The 14,363-nt window shown below is 66.5% G+C and carries 14 protein-coding genes and 1 pseudogene; 12 read left to right on the forward strand and 3 right to left on the reverse strand.

Annotated elements, in window-relative coordinates; translation table 11 throughout:
- Positions 1-20: 20 nt before the first annotated feature.
- Positions 21-470, forward strand: a complete 450-nt coding sequence (locus OM960_RS22175; RefSeq protein WP_264773495.1) for a very short patch repair endonuclease — start codon at positions 21-23, stop codon at positions 468-470.
- Here OM960_RS22175 and OM960_RS22180 read toward each other — a convergent pair.
- Positions 454-1,818 (reverse strand): MvaI/BcnI family restriction endonuclease, encoded by a 1,365-nt coding sequence (locus OM960_RS22180; protein WP_264773496.1) that lies wholly within the window; start codon positions 1,816-1,818, stop codon positions 454-456. The genes OM960_RS22175 and OM960_RS22180 overlap by 17 nt on opposite strands.
- Before the next feature lie 577 nt (positions 1,819-2,395).
- Here OM960_RS22180 and OM960_RS22185 point away from each other — a divergent pair.
- Complete coding sequence (locus tag OM960_RS22185) at positions 2,396-3,658, forward strand: site-specific DNA-methyltransferase (protein ID WP_264773497.1); 1,263 nt, start codon at positions 2,396-2,398, stop codon at positions 3,656-3,658.
- A gap of 218 nt (positions 3,659-3,876) precedes the next feature.
- Positions 3,877-4,929: a class I SAM-dependent methyltransferase gene (locus OM960_RS22190; protein WP_264773498.1), complete on the forward strand. Its 1,053-nt coding sequence runs from the start codon at positions 3,877-3,879 to the stop codon at positions 4,927-4,929.
- 44 nt (positions 4,930-4,973) lie between these two features.
- On the opposite strand, the gene OM960_RS22195 is transcribed toward OM960_RS22190, so the two are convergent.
- Complete coding sequence (locus tag OM960_RS22195) at positions 4,974-5,510, reverse strand: DUF3489 domain-containing protein (protein ID WP_264773499.1); 537 nt, start codon at positions 5,508-5,510, stop codon at positions 4,974-4,976.
- A gap of 195 nt (positions 5,511-5,705) precedes the next feature.
- Between OM960_RS22195 and OM960_RS22200 the strand changes: the two genes are divergently transcribed.
- The 9 genes from OM960_RS22200 (at position 5,706) to OM960_RS22240 (ending at position 13,801) form a co-directional block, all read left to right on the forward strand.
- Positions 5,706-6,242 (forward strand): hypothetical protein, encoded by a 537-nt coding sequence (locus tag OM960_RS22200; RefSeq protein WP_264773500.1) that lies wholly within the window; start codon positions 5,706-5,708, stop codon positions 6,240-6,242.
- Positions 6,190-8,247, forward strand: a complete 2,058-nt coding sequence (locus tag OM960_RS22205) for a phage terminase large subunit family protein (RefSeq protein ID WP_264773501.1) — start codon at positions 6,190-6,192, stop codon at positions 8,245-8,247. Before OM960_RS22200 ends, OM960_RS22205 begins: the two co-directional genes overlap by 53 nt.
- A complete protein-coding gene (locus OM960_RS22210; protein WP_264773502.1) occupies positions 8,247-8,462 on the forward strand; it encodes a phage head-tail joining protein in 216 nt (71 codons plus the stop codon). The genes OM960_RS22205 and OM960_RS22210 overlap by 1 nt, the downstream gene beginning before the upstream one ends.
- Positions 8,463-8,464: 2 nt before the next feature.
- Positions 8,465-9,961 (forward strand): phage portal protein, encoded by a 1,497-nt coding sequence (locus OM960_RS22215; RefSeq protein ID WP_264773503.1) that lies wholly within the window; start codon positions 8,465-8,467, stop codon positions 9,959-9,961.
- Positions 9,961-11,334: a S49 family peptidase gene (locus OM960_RS22220; RefSeq protein ID WP_264773504.1), complete on the forward strand. Its 1,374-nt coding sequence runs from the start codon at positions 9,961-9,963 to the stop codon at positions 11,332-11,334. Before OM960_RS22215 ends, OM960_RS22220 begins: the two co-directional genes overlap by 1 nt.
- Before the next feature lie 28 nt (positions 11,335-11,362).
- A complete protein-coding gene (locus tag OM960_RS22225) occupies positions 11,363-11,743 on the forward strand; it encodes a head decoration protein (protein ID WP_264773505.1) in 381 nt (126 codons plus the stop codon).
- A gap of 66 nt (positions 11,744-11,809) precedes the next feature.
- Positions 11,810-12,832, forward strand: a complete 1,023-nt coding sequence (locus OM960_RS22230) for a major capsid protein (protein ID WP_264773506.1) — start codon at positions 11,810-11,812, stop codon at positions 12,830-12,832.
- 22 nt (positions 12,833-12,854) lie between these two features.
- Positions 12,855-13,169 (forward strand): head-tail joining protein, encoded by a 315-nt coding sequence (locus OM960_RS22235; RefSeq protein ID WP_264773507.1) that lies wholly within the window; start codon positions 12,855-12,857, stop codon positions 13,167-13,169.
- Positions 13,166-13,801: a DUF6441 family protein gene (locus OM960_RS22240; protein ID WP_264773508.1), complete on the forward strand. Its 636-nt coding sequence runs from the start codon at positions 13,166-13,168 to the stop codon at positions 13,799-13,801. The genes OM960_RS22235 and OM960_RS22240 overlap by 4 nt, the downstream gene beginning before the upstream one ends.
- A gap of 123 nt (positions 13,802-13,924) precedes the next feature.
- Here OM960_RS22240 and OM960_RS22245 read toward each other — a convergent pair.
- Positions 13,925-14,248: pseudogene (locus OM960_RS22245) on the reverse strand (IS5 family transposase); the annotation flags it as partial.
- Positions 14,249-14,363: the final 115 nt, after the last annotated feature.

The raw sequence follows: 14,363 nt of genomic DNA on the forward strand, positions 1-14,363 counted from the left end.
CGGCGACTCGCAGCAGGAACATGGCCGCCATCAGGCGGGCGGACACCAGGCCCGAGGTCATCATAAGGCGCGGACTGCATGCCCGGGGTTTGCGGTTCAGGTTGCACGATAAGAAGCTGCCAGGGCGCCCGGATCTTGTGTTTGCGCGATTCCGGGTTGCTCTCTTCGTGAACGGCTGTTTCTGGCATGGTCACGACTGCCCGCTATTCCGATGGCCGGCAACCCGCACCGACTTCTGGAAGACGAAGATCATGGGCAACGTCGCCCGGGATCTTCGTAACGATGCGCAGCTCTCAGCGCTGGGCTGGCGGATCGGTGTAGTCTGGGAGTGCGCCGTCAAGGGCCCTGGTCGCCAGCGCACCGAGCAGATGCTCGACGAACTCGCCGCCGCGATAAGAGGCACCGCGGCGGTGTTTGGTTTTCAGGGCCTTCTTTCGGGCACAGACAGGGTCGTCAGGGCTGCAGATTGATAATCCGCACATCCGTGTAGATATCACGCGCCGCGGCACGGATGTCGTTTACCCGCCATTGCGATCTGCGCTTGTTCAGTTGCGGTTTCCCCGGACAGAACTTCGGTGCGGGATCCAGAAAGAGCGTGCCATTGTAGAGCGCTTCAAAAAGGCGCTCGGCAGAAGTTTCCCGGCACCACATGATCTCGGAAGAAAATTCAACACTGAACCTGTAGCCTTCGGCAATCAGCGCCAGGTCGGTCGCCGTAACCTTGACCGCAGGGACATAGACCGCTTCGTTATGCTTGGCGGTCCAGCAGTTGAGGATGCGCTCGAGGCTCCAGCCGGCGGTCAGAATGCCCTCATCGGTCAGAAGCGCGAGGTGAACGTTCTTGTCGGCGCTGGACGCAAGAGAAGTACCGCGCTCGTGGTTCGCGATCCGCAGTGTCAGACCGCTCTGCTCACAGCGCTCATCGACCCGATGGATTCCGGTTACGCGCCAGTTCCCCTCCTTGTCCTGATAACCAAAGCTCTGCATGAACTCCGGGAAGCTCTCAGCGTAGACCCCCATGTCCGGCTCTGGCGTGAAGAGGGTCACTTTCTTCTGGGTGTGCGTCTTCAGCTCAATACCTTCAAAGTCCCCATGCGAGTCGCTGTTGGGATTGATGCCCAGCGCATGCTCGAGCGTGTATCCGCAGACCTGCGTGCCGTTGAACGGGAGAGTGTTGCCCGCCGAATCCAGCCGGCACCCCGGCATCGGCTTTCCGGCTACCCGAGCAAGCTTCGTCTGCAGCCGTGAATCTGCCGTTACGCGAAGTCGGAGGTGCTTCCAGACCCTCGAACCGGATGCAGGCGGCAACGCCTGAACGTCGCTGACAAACTGCGGACCGGGATCGACTACCATGACGGCGAGCACGGCGCCGTTGCCACGCCGCGCAAGAACAAGATACCGCACGCTATCAGGAAAGGTCTTGGTGTAGGCGACGGACATCGCCTCAGGCATGGTATTCTCGACCGTCTGAAACGCGCTGAGCCGTGTCTCCGGGTACTGCGGGTAGATGATCATGCGGACGCCGCGGGCAGCAATCCTATGGCCGGCAAGATCGAGCCAGCTGAAGTCAGTGAACACGGCCTCAGGGATAGACTGGCCAGTTGTTGCGCCGCCCTTCTTGCCGCTGACAGAGGGCCCACGCAGGCTGAACGTCATATCGAACATCGGGTAGAGCGGACGGAAGTCCGAGCCGGAGTAGACCTGGTTTTTGTCGTTGTGGTTCTTGCTCAGCGGCTTGATGAGCGCCTCGGTCGCCTCGTTGGCTCCGAGGAGAGCTGCGAGCTCAGAAAGAGAGTGGAAGTTGTATTCGAACGCCATTGGCCTGCTCCGCGAAATATCATTACTGCGGAGGCAAGATAGGTGAGCAGCAAGGGACGTACAAGCTCATCCACCCGGCCAAAACCAAGCTAGTGATCCTAAACTACTGTTTTTAAGTTATTATATTTTTTTTCTAGCGACTTATTGAGTTTTATTTTGAGGCTTCGCACTTGCGCTGCGCCCCTCTGTCGGGTAGCACGCCCCCTCCCGCTGGTTCCTCCCCGGCGTCGAATGTATGCGGGGGGGCGCAGCGCGGCAGTTCGCTAGCGACTGGATTCCTCACCGGGGAATCCACTTGGAATCCACCCCGCGGGCGTCACCCGGAAAATCGACTCCAAATCAAAGACTTACGAAATCGTGAGTTGGCCAGGGTGGATTCCCGGCAGGAATCCAGGGAAGCCACCTTCGGGGAAGCCACCCCGATCAGAAGCCACCCCACCCGGAACACATTGAATCGACTTCCGTTTTCCGATTGACAAGGCTGCCCCCGTTGACCTACCCATTGATCATCGAAGAATAGCGCCCGGAGGAAACCCCTCGCGGGCGCTTTTGTTTTCCGCACATCAGAGACCCGCCCATGAGCCTCGTCTTCGCACCGAGCCAGATCGAAAGCTGGCCGATCGACCGCCTGCGCCCCTATGCCCGAAATGCCAAGATGCACGCCGACGACCAGGTGGCGAAGATCGCCGCCAGCATGGCCAAGTTCGGCTGGACCGTGCCCTGCATGGTCGCCGATGACGGGGAACTGATCGCCGGCCACGGCCGGGTGCTTGCCGCCACGATGCTGGGACTGACAGAGGTTCCGATAATCCGGCTCAGCCATCTCGACGAGGCGGAACGCCGGGCCTACCGGATCGCCGACAACAAACTGACTGAGCTCGGCGACTGGGACGAGGCCCTGCTGCGCGACGAAATCGCGGGGCTGCTGGCCGAGGATTTCGACCTGGCGCTCCTGGGTATCAGCGACGGCGAGTTGGACGCGCTGCTGCGGGATCCCGAAGCGCTGGGCGCGGATGGCCCGGTCGAGGGTGAGGATGATTTGCCGGAGCTGCCGATCACGCCGGTGTCGGTGCCCGGTGACCTCTGGCAGCTCGGGGCCCATCGCCTGATCTGCGGCGACAGCACATCAGCCGAGGTGGTCGGCCGGCTGCTGGGCGACATCAAACCGCTGCTGATGGTCACCGACCCGCCCTATGGCGTGGAATATGATCCCTCCTGGCGCAACCAAGTGGGCGCGGCGAAAACCCGACGCACCGGCAAGGTACTGAATGACGACCGCGCCGACTGGCGCGAGGCCTGGGCGTTGTTTCCGGGCGATGTCGCCTATGTCTGGCACGGCGCGCTCCATGCCCCGACGGTGGCCGAGAGCCTGACCGCGGCGGGGTTCGCCATCCGGTCACAGATCATCTGGGCCAAGGACCGGCTGGTACTGAGCCGAGGCGACTATCACTGGCAGCATGAACCCTGCTGGTATGCCGTGCGCGCAAGGGGCAAGGGCCATTGGGCAGGCGATCGCAAGCAGACGACACTTTGGCAGATCGCCAACCGCGATCAGGATGCCGATACGGTCCACGGCACCCAGAAGCCGGTCGAATGCATGCGGCGTCCGATTCTGAACAACTCAAACCCCGGTCAGGCGGTCTACGAGCCGTTCATGGGATCCGGCACCACGCTGATCGCGGCCGAAACCACGGGCCGGGTCTGCTACGGCGTGGAACTCAACCCGGCCTATGTCGATGTCGCCATCGAGCGCTGGCAGTCCTTCTCGGGCGAAGAGGCGGTGCTGATGGAAACCGGCGAGGCCTTCGCCGCCCTGAAGGCGAAAAGGCTCGCGGCATGATCGCCGCGAAACGCGCTGGGCGGCGGTGGGAGATGGCGAGGGGAAGGAACGCTGGGACTGCACGGGGCTGACCCGCGCGCCCACTGGTCGATATCGGCAATGCGCGCGGAACTGCCGTCCCGGTGTCCGCCTGAAACGACAGAGGCGGTGCAATCTGCTATTTTGTGACTCAGCACTCGGGGGTCCGCCGCCCCGCGCGCCAATAAGGGGGGGTCGTCATGGACAAAGAACGGATCGGAGAGTTCGCCAACGCCGTCTACCGCGATATGGCCGGCGCTATGGCAATTGGGATGGGCTATCTGGGGCTCAAGTCCGGGCTGTTCGAGGCGATGAAAGACGGCACACCGGTCAGTTCCGGCAAGCTCGCGGAGAAGACCGGCCTCCAACCCCGCTATGTTGAGGAATGGCTTAACGGTATGACTGCAGCCGGCTGGCTGGAACACGACGAGGAAACCGGCGCATTTTCAATGCCTGATGAGCACGGATTCTTGCTCGCTTCGGAAGGAACAGACCATTACATGGGCGGCCTTTTCCTAGCAGGACCGTCGCTGTTGTCCCACGCTTCAGACGTCGCACGCGCCTTTCGTGAAGGCGGCGGTGTGCATTTCGACGCTTTCGACGAAGACTGGATCAAGGCGCTCGACCTGATGAATGGCGGCGCCTACAAAAGCCGCCTTGCGAGCTATTGGATGAAGCAGTTGCCTGATATAGAGGAACGCCTCGCGTCTGGCGGTCGTGCTTTGGACATCGGATGTGGGGTCGGCAAGGTTTCACTTGCGCTCGCCGAAGCCTATCCTGAAGCGCGGATCACCGGATTTGATCCAGATGGCAACTCCGTGTCCCAGGCGCGTTCGGCCGCGGCAGATGCCGGAGCGGACCGGGTAGAATTTGTTGAAGGCGTCATCACTGACATCGCTGCCGAGCCGGTGTTTGATTTTGCGGGCATGTTCGATTGTTTGCATGACCTCGCAGAGCCGGAAGCGACACTGGCCGAAATCCGGAGCCGGATGGCCCCCGGCGGCGCGTTGATGGTCATGGAACCTCGCGCCTCCGATCGGTTGGCAGACAATTTCAACCCGCTCGGCACCGTCTACTATGGCTTCAGCCTCTTCCACTGCATGACCCAGTCACTTGCGCAAGGCGGCCCCGGACTGGGCACCTGCATGGGTCCAGACAAGACGATGTCCCTCCTGCGCGGAGCGGGTTTCTCGAATGTGAGCGAGCTGCCCATCAAGAGCCAGATCAACATCTTTTTTACAGCGCGGGCCTAGGTCAGCTTCGGACTCGAAGCAGCCATCGCGCAAAATGGGCCGGTCTAGCCCATACGATATACCCTGCCCCTTTCCTCGACCTTCTCCGAGGTGACGGGCAACCCCAGCTTCTTCTTCAGCGCCCCGGAAATCGCCCCGCGGACGGTATGCGCCTGCCAGCCCGTCGCTTCGGCGATCTCGGCGATGGTCGCGCCCTCGGGTCGCTCAAGCAGTGCGACGACCTGCGCCTGCTTGGTGCCCGCGCGCCCGGAGATCGGCGCCGGGTCCGGTTGCGGATCCGCCTTTGCCCGCCGCGCGCTGGCGACCGTACTCGCGACCAACGGCTCGATCCCGATCGCCTCGAGGCCGGCCTCGGTGGCGATCAGCGTGGTGCCATGACCGTCGCCGGTCTCGCGCCAGAGCGGCTCGCCGCGGCGGAGGTCTGCCTCGACCTCCTCGATCAAACCACGGTCGATCATCTTGCCGATCACCATCTTCGCGGCGGCGCCGTGCAGCCCGTCGGGCAGCGGCAAAGCAAGGTTGCCCGGCCGCGCTGCTGCACGGGAGAGGATCAGGGACTGGGTCTCGGTAGGGGTTGTCATCGCTTGCTCCGTCGTCGGGCGCGCGACATGCGGCGCCTTCTACGGAGGCGGGCCCCGCCGAATGCGGGGTCGGGCCGATGCGAAGCTGCCAGGGGCGCGTTGCATCGATCCGTGGCGATCAACTTCGCTCTGACGCGGATCATAATCAACTCAACTTCGAGCGATATCGTCGCTCTGATCGGAGCCCGCAATCCCATGAAGGGCATGAGCGAGCGGGACTATGCCTCCCATGCCGGCCTCTCGCGCGGCGGCGTGCAGAAGGCGCGGAAGACCGGGCGACTGGTGCTTCACGACGATGGCTCGATCGACGCGGCGGCCTCGGACGCGCGGCGCGCCGGGATGACCGACCCCGATCAGCAGCGCCGCAGTCTCGGCGGCGACGGCGCGGTGAGCGGTCCGGGCGACAGCACGTCGTACCTCAAGGCCCGCACCGCGCTCACGGTCTACCAGGCGCAGGAACGCCAGCTCGCGATCCAGAAGAAAAAGGGCGTGCTCGTTGACCGGGCGCGGGCCGAGACGCTAGTGTTCCGGCTCGCCCGCGAGGCGCGGGATCACTGGGTGACCTGGCCCGGACGGGTGGCGGCAACGATGGCGGCCGAGATCATGGCGGAGGTGGAACGGGAGACCGGGGCATCGGTGACGATCGGCACCGCGGTGCTGCAGAGGGTGCTGGAAGCCCATGTCCGCCAACAGCTCGACGCCCTCGCCGATCTCCGGGTCTCGCTCGGATAATAGTGGTGATCCGAGCGATCGCAATCTGACAGAGGGCCTCGACCCCGGCTTCGACGGCGCCGGGGACATCCTGCGCGCCTGGTCGCGCGGGCTTCGGCCCGATCCGGACCTGACGGTCTCGGAATGGGCGGATCAGCACCGCTGGCTCTCCTCGCGGGCCTCGGCCGAGCCGGGACGCTACAGGACCTCCCGCACGCCCTATCTGCGGGGCATCATGGAGGCGCTCTCGCCCGGCCACCCGGCGCAGCGCATCTCCTTCATGAAGGCCGCGCAGGTTGGCGCCACGGAAGCCGGCAACAACTGGATCGGCTTCGTCATCCACCATGCGCCGGGGCCGATGCTCGCGGTGCTGCCCACCGTCGAGATGGCCAAGCGCTCCTCGCGCGGCCGGATCGACCCGCTGATCGCGGACAGCCCGGCGCTCCGGGAACGGGTCAACCCCGCCCGGTCGCGCGACGCCGGCAACTCGATGCTGTCGAAGGAGTTTCCGGGCGGCATCCTGGTGCTGACCGGCGCGAACTCGGCGACGGGCCTGCGCTCGATGCCCGCCCGCTACGTCTTCCTCGACGAGGTCGACGCCTATCCGGCCTCGGCCGACGAGGAGGGCGATCCGGTCACGCTGGCGGAAGCCCGCACCACCACCTTCGCGCACCGCCGCAAGGTGTTCATGGTCTCGACGCCGACGATCCGGGGGCTCTCCCGCATCGAGCGCGAGTTCGAAGCCTCCGACCAGCGGCGCTACTTCGTGCCCTGCCCGCACTGCGGTGCGATGCAGTGGCTGCAGTTCGAACGCCTGTGCTGGGCGAAGGGCCGACCCGAGACGGCGGCCTATACCTGCGAGGACTGCGAGCGGCCGATCGCCGAGCATCACAAGACAGGGATGCTGGCCCGCGGCGAGTGGCGAGCCACGGCGACATCAGCCGATCCCAACTCGATCGGTTTCCACCTCTCGGCGCTCTATTCGCCCCTGGGCTGGAAGAGTTGGGCCGAGATCGCGCGGGACTGGCTGGCGGCCCAAGGATCCGACGAGATGCTGCGCGCCGCGCGCAACACGCTTCTGGGCGAGACCTGGGTCGAGAGTGGCGATGCGCCGGAATGGCAGCGGCTCGCCGACCGGCGCGAGGCGTGGAGGTCGGGCACCGTGCCAGCGGGCGGTTTGTTCCTCACCGCGGGTGCCGATGTGCAGAAGGACCGGATCGAGGTCGATGTCTGGGCCTGGGGGCGCGGGCACGAGAGCTGGCTTGTCGATCACATTGTCATCCCCGGCGGGCCGGCCGATCCGGCCGCCTGGGACAGGCTGACCGCGCTTCTGGGCCAAAGCTGGCAGCATGCGAACGGCGCCCACATGACGGTGGCACGGCTCGGCATCGATACCGGCTACGAGGCGGCGGCCGTCTATGCCTGGTCGCGCAAGGTCGGCTTCGAACAGGTGGCGCCCCTGAAGGGCCTCGAAGGCTTCAACCGGGCGGCACCCGTGTCGGGCCCGACCTTCGTCGATGCGACCGTGGCAGGCAAACGCCTGCGCCGCGGCGCGCGGCTCTGGTCGGTGGCGACCGCCACCTTCAAGACCGAGACCTACCGCTTCCTCAGGATCGAGCGGCCGAGTGACGAAGACCGCGCCGCAGGTGTGCTCGATGCGCCGGGCACGATTCACCTGCCCCTCTGGGCCGACAGCGAATGGCTGAAGCAGCTGGTGGCCGAGCAACTCGTCACCCTCCGCGACCGGCGCGGCTATGCCCGCCAGGAATGGCAGAAGCTGCGCGAGCGGAACGAGGCGCTCGATACCCGCGTCTATGCCCGTGCCGCCGCCTGGATCCTCGGCGCCGACCGCTGGGACGAGGCCACCTGGCGGCGGCTCGAGGCGCAGGCCGGGGTGGAAACCCGGATGCCCGTCGCCGTGCCCACTGACACCGCATCCCCCGACCCGGCCCAACCGAGGGCCGGAACCCTGACCACGCCGCGGCGCAAGCGCCGGGCCTACACGCCGAACTTCATGAGGGACTGATGGATCTCGACCGGATGCGGGCGCTGCTCACCGCGCTGCAGGAGGCGCGTTACGCGGGGCTGCGCAGCGTGAGCTATGACGGCAAGACCGTGACCTACGGCTCGGACGCAGAGCTCGCCGCGGCAATCCGCGATCTCGAGGCCCGTATCGCCACTGCCTCCGGGGCCCCTGCTCGCCGGCGCCGCTGGGCCACGGTTGCGATGAAGGGGCTCTGAGGATGGTGCTCGACGCCTTCCGCGCCCGGCTCGGTTCGATCATCGGCGGCTTCGACGCGGCACAGTCCCATCGCCGTTTGCGCGGCTTCCGCGCCAGCCGCGCGCATGTGAACACGCTGATCGCCGCCTCGGGCGAGACCATCACCGCCCGCGCCCGCTGGCTCGCCCGCAACAACGGCTATGCCGCGAACGCGGTCGATGCCTTCGCCAACCATGTCGTCGGCGACGGCATCAAGCCCTCGTCCCGGATCGCCGATGCCACGCGGAAGGAAGACCTGCAGAAGCTCTGGCTGGCCTGGACCGACGAGGCCGATGCCGAGGGGCTGACCGACTTCTACGGGGTGCAGCGCCGGGCCGCACGCGAGGTGTTTCTCGCGGGCGAGGTCTTCCTGCGCATCCGCACCCGTCGCCCCGAGGACAGGCTCACGGTGCCGATGCAGCTGCAGATGCTGCCCTCGGAAATGCTGCCCCTCGATCTGAACCGCGCCCTGCCCGGCGCGGGGTCGATCCGTCAGGGCATCGAGTTCGATGGCATCGGCCGGCGCGTCGCCTATCATTTCCTCCGCCGCCATCCGGGCGACAGTACCGATCCGGGGCTTTCCGGCGAAACCGTCCGGGTTCCGGCCTCCGAGGTCATCCACATCCTCGATCCGGTGGAGGCCGGCCAGCTCAGGGGCGTGTCGCGGTTCGCCGCGGCCATCGTCAAACTCTTCACCCTCGATCTCTACGATGACGCCGAGCTCGAGCGGAAGAAGACCGCAGCGATGTTTGCGATGTTCATCACCTCGCCCGCGCCGGAGACCGCACTCGACCCGGCGGAGGAGGATCTCGAGGTCGAACCCGGCCAGGTGGTGCGCCTCGATCCCGGCGAGGACGTGACCACGCCGGCGACGCCGGATTCGGGATCGACCTACGAGCCCTTCCAGTACCGCACACTCCTGCAGATCGGCGCGGCGCTGGGCGTGCCTTATGGCTATCTCACCGGAGACACCGCGCGGGGCAACTTCTCGAACACAAGGATTGCGCTCGTCGACTTCCGTCGTCGCATCTCGGCCTTCCAGCATTCGGTCATGGTCTACCAGCTCTGCCGCGCGGTCTGGACGCGCTGGATGGACATGGCGGTGCTGTCGGGCGCGATCGACCTGCCCGGCTATGCAAGGGACCGGCGCGCGCATCTCGCCTGCGACTGGCTGCCCACCAGGTGGGACTGGATCGATCCGGCCAAGGATGCCGCGGCGGAGATCCTGCAGATCGAGGCGGGGCTCAAGTCCCGCAGCCAGGCCATCTCCGAGCGCGGCTATGACGCCGAACAGGTCGACCGCGAGATCGCCGCGGAACGAAAACGCGAGGCGGAACTGGGCCTCGACTTCCGCCGGCCGGGATCGCCCGCGAAAGGCGTGGGCCAGACGGCCGCAGGCGAGGAGCCGGCCGACAGGCCCGAAGGAACCGACGCCGAGGACGACGAGGGCCGGGAACCCCGGCCTGCGGAGGAGGGATGATGCATCACACCCAGATCGCCCAGCGCGTCTTCAACACGCCCCTGATGGTCGATCCCGCCAAGGCACTGGCCTTCCTCGCAGGCCTCGGGCCCCGGATCACCGGTGGCGAGATCAGCGTCGAGGGATTTGAAACATCGGTCGTGGATCAGGCTGCCGCCACCCGGCCCGCCCGGGCCTCGCTCTTCGGCGACGGCCTGACGCACGGCGATGAACCCGAGAGCGGTCATCCCTTCGCGGTGGTCGACGGCATCGCGGTGATCGAAATCGCCGGCACGCTCGTGCATCGCGGCGCCTGGATCGGGCAGTCCTCGGGGCTGACCTCCTACGAGGGCATCGCGGCGCAGCTGCAGGCGGCGGTCTCGGACCCGGCGATCCGCGGCATCGCCCTCGACATCGACAGTTTCGGCGGCGAGGTGGCGGGTGCCTTCGATCTCGCCGACCGCATCCGCGCGGCGCGGGCGCAGAAACCCGTCCAGGCCTTCGTCGCGGAACATGCGCTCTCGGCCGGTTATGCGCTGGCCTCCCAGGCCGAGCGGATCATCCTGCCGCGCACCGGGGCGGTGGGCAGCATCGGCGTCCTCGCCATCCACAGCGATCGGAGCGCAGCACTCGACCGCGAGGGTGTCGCCGTCACCCTGATCCATGCCGGCGCCCACAAGGTCGATGCCAATCCCTACGCGCCGCTGCCGGAAGCCGTGCGCGACCGGATCCAGCGCGAGCTCGAAGTCGTCCGTTTCTTCTTCGCCGAGACCGTCGCCGCCGGGCGCGGGTCCCGCCTGACCCATGCGGCCGCGCTCGCCACGGAAGCCGCCGTCTACCGCGGCGCCGGGGCCGTGGCCGCCGGTCTCGCCGACGAGGTGTCCGATCCCGTCACCGCCTTCCGCACCTTCGCCGCCGCTCTCCGCGGCACCACCGCCAGCCCCAGAAAGGATCCCCTGATGAGCAACAGTCCCGTCGATGCCCAGATCCAAACGCCACCCGCCGCCACGGCGGATGCGCCACCGCTTCAGGCTGCGCCTGTTGCCAGTCCCACGCCCGCACCGGCACCCACTCCTGCACGGGCGCCAGAACAGACCCCAAGCCCGGCAAGCGCGGGGGCACCGTCGGAAGCGGCCCCCACGCCGGAGGCCATCCGCGCCGAGGCCGCGGAGGTCGCGCAGGTCTGCGCCCAGGCCGCCCGCCTCGGCGTCCAGATCGACGCCGCGGATGCCGTGTCCCGCGGCCTGAAACCCGAGGCCTTGCGCGCCCGGGTGCTCGCCGATCTCGCCGCCCGCGGCGATGCCGCCGGCATCCTCGCCACCGCCCCGGCCGCACTGGCGAAGGAAAGCCCGCTGATTGCGGCCGCGAAGAAGTCCGCCGCCGCCCCGCGCTGATCCCACCCCCACACCCGGAGCCTGAACCATGCCCGTCCTGACCCAGCCGCCCTCCATGGGCGATGTCCTCAAATACGAGGTCAACCCGAACTACACCCGTGAAGCGATCACCCTCCTCGCGGGCCTGCCCTACCCGGCAGGCTCCGTGCTGGGCAGGATCACCGCCAGCGGCAAGTACACTCTCTCGAGTGCCGCCGGTGCGGATGGCGCCGAGACCGCGGTCGCGGTGCTGCTCTATGCCGTCGATGCGACGCTGGCCGACGCCACCGGCGTCGTACTGGCGCGCGGGCCCGCGATCGTCTCTCGCGCCGCCCTCTTTTACGACGGCAGCGTCGATGATGCCGCCAAGATCGCGGCCAAGCTCGGCGAGATCGCCGCCTTGGGCATCGTCGCCCGCGACAGCACCTGACGCGGACCCGGCAAGCTGCCGCGATCCCCTGCCTGCCCTTCCCCTTTTCCCCTCGGAGCCCTCCCCATGACCCTGATCCGCAATCCCTTCGATGCCGGCGGCTATTCGCTGGCCGAGATGACGCAGGCCATCAACATCCTGCCGAACCTCTATACCCGCCTCGGCCAGATCGGCCTCTTCCGCTTTGAAGGCGTCAGCCAGCGCGCCGTCATCATCGAACAATACGAAGGTGTCCTCAGCCTGCTGCCTTCCGTCCCCCTCGGAGGCCCCGCCACCGTCGGCACCCGCGAGGGCCGCTCGATGCGCAGCTTCGCTCTCCCGTGGATCCCGCATGACGACGTGATCCTGCCCGCCGACATCCAGGGGCAGCCGGCACTCGGGGTCTCGGACGCCGCCGATCCGCTTGTCGAGGTGATGAGCCGCAAGCTCACCCTCATGCGCCGCAAGCATGCCCAGACCCGCGAATACATGGAGATGAACGCGCTCCGCGGCATCGTGAAGGACGGTGGTGGCACCACGCTCTACAACTACTTCACCGAGTTCGGGCTCGAGCAGATCGCCGTCGACTTCGTCTTCGGCACCGCCGGCACCAGCATCCAATCCAAAGTCCGCACCGTGCTGCGCGCCATCGAGGACAATCTTCTCGGCGAGACCATGACCACCGCGCATGCGCTGGTCAGTTCGGAGTTCTTCGACAAGCTCATCAGCCATCCGAAGACCGAGGACGCCTACAAGTTCTTCTCCGCAACCGGCGGCCAGCCCTTGCGCGAGGATACCCGCCGCGCCTTCCCCTTCGCGGGCATCCTTTTTGAGGAATACAACGGCTCGGTCACGCTGGCGAACGGCACGGCCGAACGCCTGATCCCGGCCGGCGAGGGGATCGCCTTCCCGCTCGGGACCTTTGATACCTTCACCACCTATGGCGGGCCCGCGAACCTGCTCGAGACCGCCAACACGATCGGCCTGCCGCTCTATGCCCGCCAGCATCTCGACGAGAAGGGCCGCTGGATCGACGTGATGACCGAAGCATCGATCCTGCCGGTGAACAAGCGGCCGCGCCTCGCCGTCCGGCTTCACAGCTCGAACTGACGGACGAGGCCCGGAGCCCCTCATGTCCGTCCTCAAAGCCGCGATCGAGCGGATCTTCACCCATGCCGCCCTGGCGGAGCCGGCGCTCTGGATCTCGGCCAGCACCTCCGAGGAGCGCCCGATCCGCATCATCACCCGTGCGCCCGACCGCGTCACCGACTTCGGCGCCGGGCGCTTTGTCAGCGACACCACCGTGGTGGATGTGCGGGTGGGTGACCTGCCAAGCCCGCGCCCGGGCGATCTGATCGTCATCGGCACGGAGAGCTTCCTCATCCAGGGCGAGCCCCTCCGCGACCGCGAGCGGCTGATCTGGACGCTCGATCTGAGGCCGGCATGAAGCTGAAGCTCGAGATCACCGCGGACATCGTCGCCCAGATGAGGGCCGAGATCCGCGCCGGCGAAAAGGCGGTGACCGATGCCGTGCGCGCGGCGGGCATCGATCTGAAGACCGCCTGGCGCCGGCAGATCGCCGGGGCCGGGCTGGGGGCGCGGCTCGGCAATTCGATCCGGCTCGCGACCTATCCGAAGGCGGGCGAGAGCCTCAATGCCGCCGCCCTCGTCTGGTCGAACGCTCCGGTGATCGTGGGCGCGCATGATACCGGGCCACTGATCCGCTCGAAACACGGGTTCTGGCTGGCGATCCCGACCCCGGCGGCCGGCAAATCCACCCGGGGTGGCCGCATCACGCCGGGTGAATGGGAACGCCGTACCGGTCTCCGTCTGCGCTTCATCTATCGCCGCCGGGGGCCGAGCCTTCTGGTGGCCGAAGGGCGGCTGAACTCCAAGGGACGCGCGGTAGTCTTGCGGGCAAAGACGGGACGCGGACTGACCACCGTGCCGATCTTCCTGCTGGTACCACAGGTGAAGCTCCGCAAGCGGCTCGATCTGGCGCGGGACGCGGAGCGGGCGGTGGACGCGCTGCCGGGGCGGATCGTGGCGGAGTGGGTGGAGCGTCTACTTACGGCGTAGTGCTGTTAGGATTCGCCGGTTCGCCAAAGTCCTGTGATATAGTCCCCTGCGGTAAGACAGAAGGAATTTCAGATGCTTCGACTCATGGCCGGTATTGCTCTAGGGTCAGGACTCGTTCTTGTTTCATAGCCAGAACATGACGGTTGCGGCGAGTGCGACGGCAGAGAGGAAGACCTTCGGGCATCTGTCGTATCGGGTGGCCACTCGGCGCCAATCCTTCAGACGTCCGAACATGATCTCGATCCTGTTGCGGCGTTTGTAGCGGCGCTTGTCGTATCTGACGGTCTTTCCGCGCGACTTCCGACCCGGGATGCATGGCTTTATCCCCCTGTCTTTCAAGGCATCCCTGAACCAGTCCGCGTCATAGCCCCGGTCAGCCAGCAGCCATTCGGCGGCGGGCAGGCTGTGCAGCAAGGCCGCAGCGCCGGTATAGTCGCTGACCTGGCCTCCTAACTTCGACAGCTGATAGTCGTTTTGAGTGCTTTCGGGTGTTTCCAGCCACGTGATTTCAATGGGTTGCGGGGCGTGGGGAGTTCAGTTCGGCGAAGTTGTGTTGTAACAC

The organism is Defluviimonas salinarum, assembly GCF_026013545.1.
Classification (GTDB): Bacteria; Pseudomonadota; Alphaproteobacteria; order Rhodobacterales; family Rhodobacteraceae; genus Albidovulum; species Albidovulum salinarum.

What these genes read in the sequence shown, in the direction of transcription:
- OM960_RS22230 (WP_264773506.1), top strand. Translation starts at nt 11,810, where the DNA reads ATGACCCTGATCCGCAATCCCTTCGATGCCGGCGGCTATTCGCTGGCC.
- OM960_RS22225 (WP_264773505.1), top strand. Translation starts at nt 11,363, where the DNA reads ATGCCCGTCCTGACCCAGCCGCCCTCCATGGGCGATGTCCTCAAATAC.
- OM960_RS22185 (WP_264773497.1), top strand. Translation starts at nt 2,396, where the DNA reads ATGAGCCTCGTCTTCGCACCGAGCCAGATCGAAAGCTGGCCGATCGAC.
- OM960_RS22220 (WP_264773504.1), top strand. Translation starts at nt 9,961, where the DNA reads ATGCATCACACCCAGATCGCCCAGCGCGTCTTCAACACGCCCCTGATG.
- OM960_RS22240 (WP_264773508.1), top strand. Translation starts at nt 13,166, where the DNA reads ATGAAGCTGAAGCTCGAGATCACCGCGGACATCGTCGCCCAGATGAGG.
- OM960_RS22210 (WP_264773502.1), top strand. Translation starts at nt 8,247, where the DNA reads ATGGATCTCGACCGGATGCGGGCGCTGCTCACCGCGCTGCAGGAGGCG.
- OM960_RS22195 (WP_264773499.1), bottom strand. Translation starts at nt 5,510, where the DNA reads ATGACAACCCCTACCGAGACCCAGTCCCTGATCCTCTCCCGTGCAGCA.
- OM960_RS22190 (WP_264773498.1), top strand. Translation starts at nt 3,877, where the DNA reads ATGGACAAAGAACGGATCGGAGAGTTCGCCAACGCCGTCTACCGCGAT.
- OM960_RS22205 (WP_264773501.1), top strand. Translation starts at nt 6,190, where the DNA reads ATGTCCGCCAACAGCTCGACGCCCTCGCCGATCTCCGGGTCTCGCTCG.
- OM960_RS22215 (WP_264773503.1), top strand. Translation starts at nt 8,465, where the DNA reads ATGGTGCTCGACGCCTTCCGCGCCCGGCTCGGTTCGATCATCGGCGGC.
- OM960_RS22180 (WP_264773496.1), bottom strand. Translation starts at nt 1,818, where the DNA reads ATGGCGTTCGAATACAACTTCCACTCTCTTTCTGAGCTCGCAGCTCTC.
- OM960_RS22200 (WP_264773500.1), top strand. Translation starts at nt 5,706, where the DNA reads ATGAAGGGCATGAGCGAGCGGGACTATGCCTCCCATGCCGGCCTCTCG.
- OM960_RS22175 (WP_264773495.1), top strand. Translation starts at nt 21, where the DNA reads ATGGCCGCCATCAGGCGGGCGGACACCAGGCCCGAGGTCATCATAAGG.
- OM960_RS22235 (WP_264773507.1), top strand. Translation starts at nt 12,855, where the DNA reads ATGTCCGTCCTCAAAGCCGCGATCGAGCGGATCTTCACCCATGCCGCC.